The sequence below is a fragment of the Azospirillum thermophilum genome (assembly GCF_003130795.1).
GTDB classification, from domain to species: Bacteria; Pseudomonadota; Alphaproteobacteria; order Azospirillales; family Azospirillaceae; genus Azospirillum; species Azospirillum thermophilum.
The window spans coordinates 608,726-622,956 of the sequence record NZ_CP029352.1 but is presented as its reverse complement, the minus strand read 5'-3'; the positions used below and the strand labels follow the sequence as shown (position 1 = coordinate 622,956).

Sequence of the window (14,231 nt, the reverse complement as noted above, 5' to 3'; positions counted from 1 at the left end):
GACAGAAGGTGGCGGACGATGACGGAAGAGACGGCGCGGGCGGCGTCGGAAAAGCAGTCCAAGGGGGTGGCGTCCCTGGTTTCGCGCACGATGACGGTGTCCGGTCAGGCAGTGACCTTGCGGCTGGAGCCGTCCTACTGGGAAGCGCTGGACGAGATCGCGCAGCGGGAGGATCTTACCTCCGAGGATCTCTGCTCGGACATCAAGGACCGCATGGATCACCAGCAGGCCGGGCGAACGGCGTGTCGCTGGCCAATGCGGTGCGGGTGTTCGTCGTCGGCTACTACCGGCAGGCGGCGACGGAACGCGGCCATGCCCGCGCCGGCCACGGACGGGGCGACCCCTTCATCTGCACCCCCTTCGACACGGCGGTCAGCGAGGGCTGAGGCCCTTCGTCGCCTGCTGCGACATGACGACGCTCTTGCTTGGCGGCACCAACGATCCCTGACGGCTTAGTCAGGCGTTAAGCAGAAGCAGGTCATGATGCGCGCCTTGGTTTGCAGCAAGTGGCTGGTTCGCGCATGACGCCGGTGGATTCAGCGGCTTTCCCATCCCGCAGCTCCTACCGGAGCTGGCTTGCCGGCTACTGGCCCGAGATCGCCTTCGTCGGCGGCACGCTCGGCGTCCTGTCCGCGGTCTTCGACCGGAACTACCTGCTGTTCCATCTCTGTGTCGAGCTGTTCGCGGTCATCGTCGCCTTCACGACCTTCGCGGTCGCCTGGAACACGCGCGACGCCAACCAGTCACCCTTCCTGGCCTGCGTCGGCCTGTCCTTCCCGGCGGTCGGGACGCTCGACCTGCTGCACATCGCGGCCTATCCGGGCATGGGCATCCTCGGCGACGGCACGCCGAACCTGTCGATCCAGCTCTGGCTGGCGGCGCGCTTCATCCAGTCGCTGGCCTTCCTCGGCGCACCGCTGCTCGCCGACCGGACGCTGCGCAGCGGCGACGTGCTGATCGCCCAGGCGGCGGCCTTCCTCGCCGCCTTCATGGCGATCTTCCTGTTCGACATCGTGCCGGACGGATTCACCCCCGGCGACGGGCTGACCGGCTTCAAGCTGGCCGCCGAATACGTGATCATCGCCATCGCCGCCGCCGCCTGCCTCGTCATCTGGCGCCGGCGCCGGCAGTTCAGCCGGGGCATCTTCGTCATGGTGCTTCTCGGCGTCGGGCTGATGATCCCCCAGGAACTGGCCTTCACGCTCTATGACGACCCGCACGGGCCGATGAACGCGGTCGGGCACTTCTTCAAGGTCCTGTCCTTCTACCTGCTCTACAAGGCGATCGTCGTCTCGGCGCTGAAACACCCCTACGACCTCGTCTTCCTGCGCATGCGGCGCAGCGAGGAGGCCCTGCGCGACCATCTGAACAATCTGGAGTCCATCATCGCGACCCGCACCGCGGAGCTGCGCGAGAGCGAGGCGCGCTGGCGGGCCCTGCTGGAATGCTCCAACGACTGGTTCTGGGAGACGGACAGGGACGGCCGCTTCACCGCGCTGTCGGCCCGCGCCCAGGAATCCACCGGCCGCGGCGGCAAGGACCTGCTCGGCTTCCGGCACGAGGATTTGCTCGACCGCTCGCGGCCGACCGAGGATTTCGACGCCATGGTCGAGGCCCAGCGCGAGCACAAGCCCTTCCGCCGCCTGTCCTTCCCGCTGGTCGGGCCGGAGGGGGCGGAGCCGCGCTGGGTGATGGTCAGCGGCGTGCCGCGCTTCGACGGCCAGGGCGGGTTCCTCGGCTACCGTGGGACCTCCAGCGACATCACCGCCCGCCGCCAGGCGTCCGAGGCGGCGCGGCGCAAGCAGACCATGGCGGCGCTCGGCAGTCTGGTCGGCGGCCTGGCGCACGAGGTCAACAACCTGCTGCAGCCCATCGTCACCCTGTCCGAGATGGCGGTGAAGCGGGTGAACGGCGACGCCCGCCTGAAGACCTACCTCTTCACCATCCACGACAGCGGGCTGAAGGCGCGCGACGTCTTGCGCGATGTGCTGCGCTTCGCCCGGATCGAGGTCGCCGAATCGCCGCCGGGCGATCTGGTGGAGGCGGTGCGGTCCGCGGTGGCGCTGGCCCGCCCCGCCCTGCCGCCGGGGGTGGAGGTGAAGGTCCAGCTTCCGCCGAACCTGCCCTCGGTCACCATCACCGCCACCGAACTGGCGCAGGTGCTGCTGAATCTGATCAAGAACGGCGGCGACGCCATGCCGGAGGGCGGGCTGCTGACCATCCAGGCGGAAAGCCTGACGATGAGCGAGGCGGAAGCCAGCCATCAGGGGCTGGCGGAGGGTCGCTACATTCGCCTCACCGTCAGCGACACCGGCATCGGCATGGACGAGCAGACCCGCCAGCGGGTGTTCGAGCCCTTCTTCACCACCAAGCCGGTCGGCGAAGGCACCGGCCTCGGGCTCGCGGTCGTCTACGGGATTCTGCGCAACGGCGGCGGCGACGTCACGGTGCGCAGCGCGGTCGGGCGCGGCTCCACCTTCATCCTCGACCTGCCGGTGACGCGGCCCGGCGACTCCGACTGAAGTTGAGGCTGGGGCTGAGGCTGGCGGCCGCGGAGCGGGGCGGCCGGCAGGAGGCAAGCCGCGATCAGGCGGCCTGGCGCTTGGCCAGCAGGCCGCGCAGCACGCGGGTCAGCGTCTCGGCCAGATGATACTGGTCGTTGGGCGGCAGCGCGGCGATGACCGCGGCGAAGTCCTTCATCGGGTCGTGCTGCAGCAGGTCGAGCGCACGGGCCGTCGGGTGGAGCTGGACGACGCGGCGGTCTTCCGGAACCGGCACGCGGGTCAGCAGTTCCTTGTTGACCAGCACTTCGACCATCTGCGAGGCGGCGCCGCGGGTCGTGGCGTGGAAGTCGGCGAAGGCGGACACGGTGCGCTGGCTGGCATTGGCGCTGGCGAAATAGCGCAGAGCGGTCCATTGCGAAGGCTTCAGGCCCTGCGTGTAGCCCAGGCTGTCGGCGATGTGCCCGATGTGCATCATGACTTCGGCAATGGCCTGTGCAGATGCGGAAGGATTATTGTTCGACATATCCACCGGGTTCTAGCTGGACAGGGTCGGACTACATCAGCCAATCGAGCCCAATACAGCGGCAGGCTGCACAGATACTCGATTGCTGTCCATAACATTTAGAAACTATACATTTAATTTAGCATCGTTTCATGCTTCTGTCTATCCATAACCGCCGAAATTTGTCACACTTTAGGCTATGCCTTTCGTAAGGGGAAGCCCCTATACGAAGGACCCGAGCAGCGAAATGTCGCACTACCCGTCCACCCGCCCGTCCACCCGCCGGAGCGCCTTGCAAATCGCGCATGCATCGCGGTGCGTTTTGGCTGGCGCAACCGGCCCTCTGCCCTATATATCCGCGCCATGACCACATTCCCGTCCAAGGCCGCCCCGAAGGTCGGCATCGTCAGCCTCGGCTGCCCGAAGGCGCTCGTCGATTCGGAGCGTATCCTGACCCGTCTGCGGGCGGAGGGATACGAGATCTCCCCCAGCTACGACGGGGCAGACGTCGTGCTGGTGAACACCTGCGGCTTCCTGGACAGCGCCAAGAAGGAATCGCTCGACGCGATCGGCGAGGCGATCAAGGAGAACGGACGGGTCATCGTCACCGGCTGCATGGGCGTCGAATCGGACATGATCCGGCAGGTCCATCCGGACGTGCTGGCGGTCACCGGGCCGCACCAGTACGAACAGGTGGTCAGCGCCGTGCACGAGGCGGTGCCGCCGCAGCACGACCCCTTCGTCGATCTGGTTCCGCCGGAAGGGCTGCGCCTCACCCCGCGCCACTACGCCTATCTGAAGATTTCCGAGGGCTGCAACAACCGCTGCAGCTTCTGCATCATCCCCAGCCTGCGCGGCGACCTGGTCAGCCGCCCGGTCGTCTCGGTCCTGCGCGAGGCGGAGAAGCTGGCGACCGCCGGCGTGAAGGAGCTGCTGGTCATCTCCCAGGACACCAGCGCCTACGGCGTCGACCGCAAGTATGCGGAGGAGACGTGGTACGGCCGGCAGGTCCGCGCCCGCTTCATCGACCTGTGCCGCGAGCTGGCGAATTTCGACGTGTGGGTGCGGCTGCACTACGTCTACCCCTACCCGCATGTCGACGAGGTCATTCCGCTGATGGCGGAAGGGCGCATCCTCCCCTACCTCGACATCCCGTTCCAGCACGCCTCCCCCACCGTGCTGAAGGCGATGCGCCGTCCGGCCGCCCAGGAAAAGCAGCTCGACCGCATCCGCAAGTGGCGGCAGGACTGCCCGCATCTGGTGCTGCGCTCCACCTTCATCACTGGCTTCCCCGGCGAGACGGAGGAGGACTTCCAGTTCATGCTGGACTGGCTGAAGGAGGCCCAGCTCGACCGCGTCGGCTGCTTCAAGTATGAGCCCGTCGACGGTGCCACCGCCAACGCGCTGCCCGGGGCGGTGCCGGAAGAGGTCAAGCAGGAGCGCTGGGAGCGCTTCATGGAGACGCAGAAGGCGATCAGTGCCGAGCGGCTGCAGCAGAAGGTCGGCTGGACGCTCGGCGTGCTGATCGACGAGGTCGACGAGGAAGGCGCCATCGGCCGCTCCTACGCCGACGCGCCGGAGATCGACGGCAACGTCTTCCTGAACGGCGAGACCAACCTGAAGCCCGGCGACCTCGTGGACGTGACGATCGAGCACGCCGACGAGTACGACCTGTGGGGCAGCGTCGAGCGCGACCTGTAACCTGAGCCCGGGACCGGAGCCGCGCCATGCCCGTCACGCAGGATGACGCCACGCTGATGGACATCCTGCAGGGCGGGCGCTGCTTCTATTGCGGCGAGCCGGTCGGCGCCAAGGCGACCTTCGACCATCTGATCCCGCAGGCCTACGGCGGCGCGGACGAGCCGGCCAACGTCGTGCTCGCCCACCGCCGCTGCAACCAGCGCAAGGGCGACCGCCTGCCCTCGCCCGGGGAACTCGACCGCTTCTTTCAGGAGCGCCGCGGCAGCCGCCTCGGCATCTGGCCGCCGCTGAAGGCCCTGCGCGACGCCGAGCCCGGCGACGAGTGGATCGCCGTCGCCCGGGCCATCGCCGACCTGCGGACCTGACGGGTTACGCGCAGCCCCGCGCCCGCGCGACCTTCGACGCGGTCGGGCGGCCGATGGCCTCGCTGATGAAGGCGCCGGCGGCGACCAGCTTGTCGAGGTCGACGCCGGTCGTAATGCCCAGCCCGTTCAGCATGTAGAGCACGTCCTCGCTCGCCACGTTGCCCGAAGCCCCCTTGGCATAGGGGCAGCCGCCGAGCCCGGCGACCGAGCTGTCCACCACCGCGATTCCCATCTCCAGCGCCGCCAGGATGTTGGCCAGCGCCTGGCCGTAGGTGTCGTGGAAATGCACGGCGATCCTGTCCATCGGCACCTTCTCCGCCACCGCGGCGATCATCGCCTGGGCCTTGGCCGGGGTGCCGGTGCCGATGGTGTCGCCCAGCGAGATCTCGTAGCAACCCATGGCGAACAGCTTCGCCGCCACGTCGGCCACCGCCGCCGGCGCGATCTCGCCCTCATAGGGACAGCCGAGCACGCAGCTCACGTAGCCGCGGACCGGCACGCCGGCCGCCTTGGCCTGCTCCATCACCGGGGCGAAGCGCTCCAGGCTCTCGGCGATGGAGCAGTTGATGTTCTTCCGGCTGAAGCTCTCCGACGCGGCGCCGAACACCGCCACCTCGTCGGCCCTGGCGGCCAGCGCGCCCTCCAGCCCCTTGAGGTTCGGGGTCAGGGCGGCGTAGCGCACGCCCGGCTTGCGGGCGATGCCCGCGAAGACGTCGGCGCTGTCGCCCATCTGCGGGACCCATTTGGGGGAGACGAAGCTGCCGGCCTCGACCACCGGCAGGCCGGCGTCGGCAAGCCGGTCGACCAGCTCCACCTTCACCGCGGTCGGCACGATGGTCTTCTCGTTCTGCAGGCCGTCGCGCGGCCCCACATCCACCATGCGCACAAAGGTCGGCAGCTTCATTCCTCAGCCCTCCGCGATGTCCAGCACCAGCAGGTCGACGCCTTCCGACACCTGGTCGCCCGCCGCGAAATTGACGGCGGAGACGGTGCCGGCGGCCGGGGCCTTGATGGTGTGCTCCATCTTCATCGCTTCCAGCAGCATCAGCGGGGCGCCCGCCTCCACCGCCTGCCCCGGCTCGACCAGCACGCGGACGACGGTGCCCGGCATCGGCGCGGTCAGGCGGCCCGACCCGCCCTCCTGCTCCGCCGCGCGGGCGCTGGGATCGTCCAGCTTCAGCCGCCACACCGCCCCTTCGCTGAGGATGGTCAGGTCCAGCCCCTGCTGCACCACGGTGGCACGGACCTTGGCGCCGCCGATGCTGCCGGTCAGCACGCCGTCGGCGAGCGCGATGCCGGTCGCCGCCAGCGGCGCGCCACCGTCCACCGCGACCTCATAGCCGTCGGGGCGGAAATGCAGCGTCACCTCGCGCGCCGTCTCGCCGTCCATCAGGCGCAGGTCGTAGTGCGTCTCCTCGTTCAGGCGCCAGCCGTTGGCGAACAGCCAGGGCGAGTTCGGATCGCCCGCGGCGCGCGGCGCGGCCTTGGTTTCCGCCCGGCGGCGCAGCAGCACGGCCAGCGCCGCGACGGCCAGCCCGCGGTCCGGCACGGCGGCCGGCGGCGGCAGCAGGTCGGCCCGATGCCGTTCGATGAAGCCGGTGTCGAGCTCCACCGCGCGGAAGGCGGGATGCCCGGCGATGGCGCCGAGGAAGCCGACATTGGTGGTGACGCCCACCACCTCGTACTGCGACAGCGCAACGCGCAGCCGGCGCAGGGCGGCGTCGCGGTCCTCGTCCCAGACGATCAGCTTGGCGATCATCGGGTCGTAGAACATCGTCACCTCGTCGCCCTGGCGCACGCCGGTGTCGACGCGGACATGGGCGGTCTCGGCCGGCGGCTTGAGGTGGACGAGACGGCCGATGGCCGGCAGGAACTCGCGCTGCGGATCCTCGGCATAGAGCCGCGCCTCGAAGGCGTGGCCGCGGCGGGTGAGCTGGTCCTGGCGCAGCGGCAGTTCACCACCGGCCGCGACGCGCAACTGCCACTCCACGAGGTCGAGCCCGGTGATCATCTCCGTCACCGGATGCTCCACCTGCAGGCGGGTGTTCATCTCGATGAAGTAGAAGCCGCCATCCTCATAGAGGAACTCGACCGTGCCGGCGCCGACATAGTTCACCGCCTTGGCGGCGGCCACCGCGGCCTCGCCCATACGACGTCGTATCTCGTCGGGCAGGTTGGGGGCCGGCGCCTCCTCGATCACCTTCTGGTGACGGCGCTGGACCGAGCAGTCGCGCTCGAACAGATAGACCGCGTTGCCATGGGTGTCGGCGAAGACCTGGATCTCCACATGGCGCGGCCGGCCGAGATACTTTTCCAGCAGCAGGCTGTCGTCGCCGAAGGCGGCCTTGGCCTCGCGCTGGGCGCCGGCCACCGCGTCGGCCAGCTCGCCGGCCGAACGGACGACGCGCATGCCCTTGCCGCCGCCGCCGGCCGACGCCTTCACCAGCACCGGATAGCCGATGCGCTCGGCCTCGGCCGACAGGGTGGCGAAGTCCTGCGCCTCGCCGTGATAGCCCGGCACCAGCGGCACGTCGGCCTGCGACATCACCCGCTTGGATTCCGCCTTGGAGCCCATGACGCGGATCGCCTCGATCGGCGGGCCGATGAAGACGACGCCGGCCTCGGCGCAGGCGGCGGCGAAGGCGGCATTCTCCGACAGGAAGCCGTAGCCGGGATGGACGGCCTGGGCGCCGGTCCGCTTCGCGACCTCCAGGATCACGTCGCCGCGCAGATAGCTTTCGCCGACCGGGGCGGGGCCGATGCAGACGGCCTCGTCGGCCATCTGGACATGCATGGCGCGCGCGTCGGCCTCGGAATGGACGGCGACGGTGCGGATGCCCATGCGGCGGGCGGTGCGGATGACGCGGCAGGCGATCTCGCCCCGGTTGGCAATCAGGATCTTGTCGAACATCTGGTCAGCTCCGCCACGCAGGGTCTCTCTTGTCCAGGAAGGCGCCGACGCCCTCCCTGCCCTCGCCGCTCGCCCGCTGGCGGGCGATGCGCTCGGCCGTGTCGCGCACCACCGCATCGCTCAGCGGGCGGCGCGCCACGGCGCGGATCAGCTCCTTGGCCGCGGTCTGCGAGTCCGGGCCGCACTGCAGCAGGTTGTGCACCATCACCTCGACGCAGGCGTCCAGCTCGTCGGCCTTGACGGTCTGGTGCAGCAGGCCGAGCCGCAGCGCCTCGGCGGCGGAAAACCGCTCGCCGGTGAGGAAGTAGCGGCGGCAGGCCCGCTCGCCGATGGCGGCGATCACATAGGGGCTGATGACCGCCGGGATCAGGCCCAGCCTCACCTCGGTCAGGGCGAAGCTCGCGCTGTCGGCGGCAACGGCGATGTCGCAGGCGGACACCAGCCCGACGCCGCCACCATAGGCCGGCCCCTGCACCACCGCCACCGTCGGCTTGGGGCATTCGTCGAGCGTGCGCAGCATGGTGGCGAGCCCCATGGCGTCCTCGACATTCTCCTGGTGGGAGTAGCCCGCCATCTTCTTCATCCAGCCGAGGTCCGCCCCGGCCGAAAAGCTCTTGCCGGCGCCGCGCAGCAGAATGGCCCGCACCTCGGGGTTGACGCCCAGGCTGCGGAAGGCCTCCGTCAGCTCGGCGATGACCTCCTCGTTGAAGGCGTTGTGGACGTCGCCGCGGTTCATCGTGACGGCGGCGACGCCGCTGGGGGCGACGTCGATCAGAAGATGCTTCATCATCGTGTCCCCCTCACATCCGGAACACGCCGAACTTCGTCTCCGGCACCGGGGCGTTCAGCGACGCCGACAGGCCGAGGCCGAGGACCATGCGGGTGTCCGCCGGGTCGATGATGCCGTCGTCCCACAACCGGGCGGAGGCATAGTAGGGATGGCCCTGCGTCTCGTACTGGGCGCGGATCGGCGCCTTGAAGGCGTCCTCCTCCTCGGCCGGCCAGCTCCTGCCCTGGGCCTCCAGCGCGTCGCGCTTCACCTGGGCCAGCACGCCGGCCGCCTGCTCGCCGCCCATGACGGAGATGCGGGCGTTCGGCCACATCCAGAGGAAGCGCGGGCTGTAGGCGCGGCCGCACATGCCGTAGTTGCCGGCGCCGTAGCTGCCGCCGATGATGACGGTGAATTTCGGCACCTGGGCGCAGGCGACCGCGGTCACCAGCTTGGCGCCGTCCTTGGCGATGCCGCCGGCCTCGTACTTGCGGCCGACCATGAAGCCGGTGATGTTCTGCAGGAACACCAGCGGGATGCGGCGCTGGCAGCACAGCTCGACGAAATGGGCGCCCTTCAGCGCGCTTTCCGAGAAGAGGATGCCGTTGTTGGCGATGATGCCGACCGGATAGCCGAAGATGTGGGCGAAGCCGGTGACCAGCGTGGTGCCGTAGAGCGGCTTGAACTCGTCGAAGCGCGAGCCGTCGACGATGCGGGCGATCACCTCGCGCACGTCGAAAGGCTTGCGCGCGTCGCTGGGGATGACGCCGTAGAGCTCGCGCGGGTCATAGTGCGGCTCCTCCGGCCGGCGGAGGTCGAGGTCGATCCGCTTGCTGCGGTTCAGGTTCTCCACAACCCGCCGGGCCATGGCCAGCGCATGGGCGTCGTTCATCGCATAATGGTCGGTCACGCCGGAGGTGCGGGAATGCACGTCGGCGCCGCCCAGATCCTCGGCCGACACCACCTCGCCGGTCGCCGCCTTCACCAGCGGCGGACCGCCGAGGAAGATGGTGCCCTGGTTGCGGACGATGATCGCCTCGTCCGACATGGCGGGCACATAGGCGCCGCCGGCCGTGCAGCTTCCCATCACCACCGCGATCTGCGGGATGCCCTGGGCCGACATGTTGGCCTGGTTGAAGAAGATGCGGCCGAAATGGTCGCGGTCGGGGAAGACCTCGTCCTGGTTCGGCAGGTTGGCGCCGCCGCTGTCGACCAGATAGATGCAGGGCAGGTTGTTCTGCTGGGCGATCTCCTGCGCGCGCAGGTGCTTCTTGACCGTCAGCGGATAGTAGGTGCCGCCCTTCACCGTCGCGTCGTTGACGACGATCATGCATTCCTGTCCGGCGACCGAGCCGATGCCGGTGATGATGCCGGCGGCCGGCACGTCATCCTCGTACACCTTGTAGGCCGCCATCTGCGACAGCTCCAGGAAGGGCGAGCCGACGTCGAGGAGCTGGCGGACGCGCTCGCGCGGCAGCAGCTTGCCGCGCGCCAGATGCTTGTCGCGCGCCTTGGCGCCGCCGCCCTGCTGGATGGCCGCCACCTTCTGGCGCAGGTCGGCGACCAGCGCCGCCATGGCGTCGGCATTGGTCTGGAATTCCGCGGAGCGCGCGTTCAGGGCGCTCTTCAGGACGGTCATGGCCGTCGTCCTCCCCCGTTACTCGGACGTCTTGTCGGATGGGCTGCGTGTGGGATCGACTGTGATGGTCGTCACTGGACCAGCGCGCGGCTGATCACCAGCCGCTGGATGTCGCTCGTCCCTTCGTAAATCTGGCAGACCCGGACGTCGCGGTAGATGCGCTCGACCGGGAAGTCGGCGAGGTAGCCGTAGCCGCCATGGATCTGGATGGCGTCGGAGCACACGCTCTCCGCCGCCTCCGACGCGAACAGCTTCGCCATGGCGGCCTCCTTCAGGCAGGGCTCGCCGGCATCGCGCAGCGCGGCGGCATGCAGCACCATCTGGCGGGCCGCCTCGACCTTCGTCGCCATGTCGGCCAGCCGGAAGGCGATGGCCTGATGCTGGATGATCGGCACGCCCATGCTCTGCCGCTCCTGCGCATAGCGGACGGCGTGATCGAGCGCCGCGCGGGCCATGCCGACCGACTGCGAGGCGATGCCGATGCGCCCGCCCTCCAGGTTGGCGAGCGCCACCTTGTAGCCGGCGCCTTCGGCGCCCAGCATCAGGTCGGCCGGGACGCGGCATTCCTCGAACACGATCTGGCAGGTGTCGGAGCAGTGCTGGCCCAGCTTCTCCTCGACCCGCGCCACCTGATAGCCGGGGGTGCCGGTCGGGACGATGAAGGCGCTGATGCCCTTCTTGCCCGCCTGCGGATCGGTGACGGCGAAGACGATGGCGACGTCGGCGTTCCTGCCCGACGTGATGAACTGCTTGGTGCCGTTCAGCACCCAATGGTCGCCGTCGCGCCGCGCCCGCGTCCTGATCGCCGAGGCGTCGGAGCCCGCCTGCGGCTCGGTCAGGCAGAAGGCGCCCAGCAGTTCGCCGCGCGCCATCGGCTTCAGGAAACGCTCCTGCTGCTCGCGGCTGCCGAACTTCAGGATCGGCATGCAGCCGACCGAGTTGTGGACGCTCATGATGGTCGAGATGGCGCCATCGCCGGCGGCGATCTCCTCGATCGCCAGGGCGTAGGCGACATGGTCGGAGCCGGCGCCGTCGAGATCCTCCGGGACCAGCATGCCCATCAGGCCGAGCTTGCCCATCTCGGCCAGCTCCTCCTTCGGGAAGGCCCCGGTGCGATCGCGCCCGGCGGCGGTCGGCGCCAGCCGCTCCTGCGCGAAGGCGCGGGCCATGTCGCGGACCATCTGCTGCTCTTCCGTCAGCCGCATGTCTTTCCTCCCCGTTCCCCTCCCCCGGAGGGGAGGGGGGTATTCCGTCAGACCAGCTCCAGCGCCACGGCGGTCGCTTCGCCGCCGCCGATGCAGAGCGAGGCGACGCCGCGCTTCAGGCCGTTCTTCTCCAGCGCCGACATCAGCGTGACCAGGATGCGGGCGCCCGAGGCGCCGATCGGATGGCCCAGCGCGCAGGCGCCGCCATGGACGTTGATCCTGTCGTGCGGGATGTCCAGCTCGCGCATCGCCGCCATGGCGACCACGGCGAACGCCTCGTTCAGCTCGTAGAGATCGACGTCCTTGGCCGACCAGCCGGCACGCTCCAGCACCTTTTGGATGGCGCCCACCGGGGCGGTGGTGAACCAGGCCGGAGCCTGGGCGTGGTTGGAGTGGGCCTTGATCTCGGCCAGGATCGGCAGCCCCTGCTTCTCCGCGTTCGACCGCGTCGTCAGCACCAGCGCCGCCGCACCGTCCGAGATCGACGAGGCGTTGGCCGCGGTCACCGTGCCGTCCTTGGCGAAGGCCGGCTTCAGCGTCGGGATCTTGGACGGGTCGGCCTTCAGCGGCTGTTCGTCCCGCTCGACCAGCGTGTCGCCCTTGCGGCCCTTGACCGTGACGGCGACGATCTCCTTGGCGAAGCTCCCGTCCTCGGTCGCGCGCCTGGCGCGGTTCAGGCTCTCGATGGCGTAGGCGTCCTGCGCCTCGCGGGTGAACTGGTAGTGCTGGGCGCACTCCTCGGCGAAGGTGCCCATCAGGCGGCCGCGGTCGTAGGCGTCCTCCAGCCCGTCGAGGAACATGTGGTCGAGCACGCGGCCGTGGCCCATGCGGTAGCCGCCGCGGGCGCGGTCCAGCAGGTAGGGCGCGTTGGACATGCTCTCCATGCCGCCGGCAACCATGACCTCGGCCGAGCCGGCCTTGATCAGGTCATGGGCGAGCATGACCGCCTTCATGCCCGAACCGCAGACCTTGGAGATGGTCGTGCAGCCCGCCGCCTCGGGGATGCCGGCGCCGATCGAGGCCTGGCGGGCGGGTGCCTGGCCCAGGCCGGCCGGCAGCACGTTGCCCATGAAGACCTCGTCCACCGCCTCCGGCTTCACGCCGGCCCGCTCCAGCGCCGCCTTGATGGCGACGGAGCCGAGCTGCGGGGCGGTCAGGCCCTGCAGGTCGCCCTGGAACCCGCCCATCGGCGTGCGGGCGGCGCCCGCGATGACAACCGTATCCGTCATGGCTCTTTCCTTCCCCAAACCCGTTTTGGCCCCAAACCCGTTTTGGCCCAAACCCGTTTGCCAGAACCTGACCGGCTCAGGCCGTTTCCTTGAACAGCTCGCGGCCGATCAGCATCCGGCGGATCTCGCTGGTGCCGGCGCCGATCTCGTAGAGCTTGGCGTCGCGCAGCAGGCGGCCCGTCGGGTATTCGTTGATGTAGCCGTTGCCGCCCAGGCACTGGATCGCCTCCAGCGCCATCCAGGTCGCCTTCTCGGCGGAATAGAGGATCGCCGCGGCGGCGTCCTTGCGGGTGGTCTCGCCGCGGTCGCAGGCCTTGGCGACGGTGTACACATAGGCCTTGGCGGCGTTCATGATGGTGTACATGTCGGCGAGCTTGCCCTGCATGAGCTGGAACTCGCCGATCGGCTGGCCGAACTGCTTGCGGTCATGGACATAGGGAATGACGATGTCCATGCAGGCCTGCATGATGCCGAGCGGGCCGCCGGCCAGCACCGCGCGCTCGTAGTCGAGGCCGGACATCAGCACGTTGACGCCGCGCCCGACGCCGCCCAGCACATTCTCCTCCGGGACCTCGCAGTCCTCGAACACCAGTTCGCCGGTGTTGGAGCCGCGCATGCCCAGCTTGTCCAGCTTCTGCGCGACCGAGAAGCCCTTGAAGCCCTTCTCGACCAGGAAGGCGGTGATGCCGCGCGGGCCGGCGTTGACGTCGGTCTTGGCGTAGATCACCAGCGTGTCGGCGTCCGGGCCGTTGGTGATCCACATCTTGGTGCCGTTGAGGACGTAGCGGTCGCCCTTCTTCTCGGCGCGCAGCTTCATCGACACGACATCGGAGCCGGCGTTCGGCTCGGACATGGCCAGCGCGCCGATATGCTCGCCGGAGATCAGCTTCGGCAGGTAGCGGCTCTTCTGCTCGGCGGTGCCGTTCTTGCGGATCTGGTTGACGCAGAGGTTGGAATGCGCGCCGTAGCTGAGCCCGACGGAGGCCGAGGCGCGGGAGATCTCCTCCATCGCCACGACATGCTCCAGATAACCCATGCCGGCGCCGCCATACTCCTCCTCGACCGTGATGCCCAGCACGCCGAGGTCGCCCAGCTTGCGCCACAGCTCGTTCGGGAACTCGTTGGTCTGGTCGATCTCGGCGGCGCGGGGGGCGATCTCGGCGGCGGCGAAGCTGCGCACCGAATCGCGCAGCATGTCGGCGGCCTCGCCCAGGTCGAAGTTCAGCGACGGATACTGGTTGGACAGCATGGGCTGTTCGCTCCCCTCAAAGCGGCGTTTTCTCGTTGTCCGTACGGTACCGTATGGGTGGAGGTATGGCAAGTGCTTTCCATCATCCGGATGGCGAACTTGTTCAGCCCCTGGCCTGAAACGGAAAACCCCCTCGCCGCTGCCGGCGAGGGGGCTC

General features: G+C 69.0%; 12 protein-coding genes and 1 pseudogene. 5 read left to right on the top strand and 8 right to left on the bottom strand.

Going from position 1 to position 14,231, the window contains the following annotated elements:
* Window positions 1-18 precede the first annotated feature (18 nt).
* From DEW08_RS33385 to DEW08_RS02780, 3 genes and pseudogenes are all read left to right on the top strand, one after another.
* Window positions 19-168 (top strand): annotated as a pseudogene (locus DEW08_RS33385) (ribbon-helix-helix domain-containing protein); the annotation flags it as partial.
* A gap of 74 nt (window positions 169-242) precedes the next feature.
* Window positions 243-386 carry a hypothetical protein gene (locus tag DEW08_RS31915; RefSeq protein ID WP_245986165.1) on the top strand — a complete coding sequence of 48 codons (144 nt, stop codon included), beginning with the start codon at window positions 243-245 and terminating at the stop codon, window positions 384-386.
* Between the two features lie 144 nt (window positions 387-530).
* Window positions 531-2,522 (top strand): MASE3 domain-containing protein, encoded by a 1,992-nt coding sequence (locus tag DEW08_RS02780; RefSeq protein ID WP_168220243.1) that lies wholly within the window; start codon window positions 531-533, stop codon window positions 2,520-2,522.
* 64 nt (window positions 2,523-2,586) lie between these two features.
* Here the strand turns inward: DEW08_RS02780 and DEW08_RS02775 are convergent, their stop codons facing one another.
* A complete protein-coding gene (locus DEW08_RS02775; RefSeq protein WP_245986108.1) occupies window positions 2,587-2,979 on the bottom strand; it encodes a MarR family winged helix-turn-helix transcriptional regulator in 393 nt (130 codons plus the stop codon).
* Window positions 2,980-3,369: 390 nt separating this feature from the next.
* Between DEW08_RS02775 and rimO the strand changes: the two genes are divergently transcribed.
* Both rimO and DEW08_RS02765 read left to right on the top strand, forming a co-directional pair.
* Window positions 3,370-4,707: a 30S ribosomal protein S12 methylthiotransferase RimO gene (gene rimO, locus DEW08_RS02770; protein ID WP_109324278.1), complete on the top strand. Its 1,338-nt coding sequence runs from the start codon at window positions 3,370-3,372 to the stop codon at window positions 4,705-4,707.
* A gap of 26 nt (window positions 4,708-4,733) precedes the next feature.
* On the top strand, window positions 4,734-5,072 hold the full coding sequence (locus tag DEW08_RS02765) for an HNH endonuclease (RefSeq protein WP_109324272.1): 339 nt from the start codon (window positions 4,734-4,736) through the stop codon (window positions 5,070-5,072).
* A 4-nt stretch (window positions 5,073-5,076) separates the two neighbouring features.
* Here the strand turns inward: DEW08_RS02765 and DEW08_RS02760 are convergent, their stop codons facing one another.
* From DEW08_RS02760 to DEW08_RS02730, 7 genes are all read right to left on the bottom strand, one after another.
* Entirely contained in the window at window positions 5,077-5,976 is a 900-nt protein-coding gene (locus DEW08_RS02760; RefSeq protein ID WP_109324270.1) for a hydroxymethylglutaryl-CoA lyase, read from the bottom strand.
* 3 nt (window positions 5,977-5,979) lie between these two features.
* Window positions 5,980-7,983 (bottom strand): acetyl/propionyl/methylcrotonyl-CoA carboxylase subunit alpha, encoded by a 2,004-nt coding sequence (locus DEW08_RS02755; RefSeq protein ID WP_109324269.1) that lies wholly within the window; start codon window positions 7,981-7,983, stop codon window positions 5,980-5,982.
* Window positions 7,984-7,987: 4 nt separating this feature from the next.
* Window positions 7,988-8,770, bottom strand: coding sequence for an enoyl-CoA hydratase/isomerase family protein (locus DEW08_RS02750; protein WP_109325249.1), 783 nt, complete (start codon window positions 8,768-8,770; stop codon window positions 7,988-7,990).
* Window positions 8,771-8,783: 13 nt separating this feature from the next.
* Window positions 8,784-10,391, bottom strand: a complete 1,608-nt coding sequence (locus DEW08_RS02745; RefSeq protein WP_109324268.1) for a carboxyl transferase domain-containing protein — start codon at window positions 10,389-10,391, stop codon at window positions 8,784-8,786.
* Between the two features lie 71 nt (window positions 10,392-10,462).
* Window positions 10,463-11,596 carry an acyl-CoA dehydrogenase gene (locus DEW08_RS02740; RefSeq protein ID WP_109324267.1) on the bottom strand — a complete coding sequence of 378 codons (1,134 nt, stop codon included), beginning with the start codon at window positions 11,594-11,596 and terminating at the stop codon, window positions 10,463-10,465.
* A 47-nt stretch (window positions 11,597-11,643) separates the two neighbouring features.
* Window positions 11,644-12,825 (bottom strand): acetyl-CoA C-acyltransferase, encoded by a 1,182-nt coding sequence (locus DEW08_RS02735; RefSeq protein ID WP_109324266.1) that lies wholly within the window; start codon window positions 12,823-12,825, stop codon window positions 11,644-11,646.
* Between the two features lie 76 nt (window positions 12,826-12,901).
* Window positions 12,902-14,074 carry an isovaleryl-CoA dehydrogenase gene (locus tag DEW08_RS02730; protein WP_109324265.1) on the bottom strand — a complete coding sequence of 391 codons (1,173 nt, stop codon included), beginning with the start codon at window positions 14,072-14,074 and terminating at the stop codon, window positions 12,902-12,904.
* Between the last annotated feature and the right edge of the window lie 157 nt (window positions 14,075-14,231).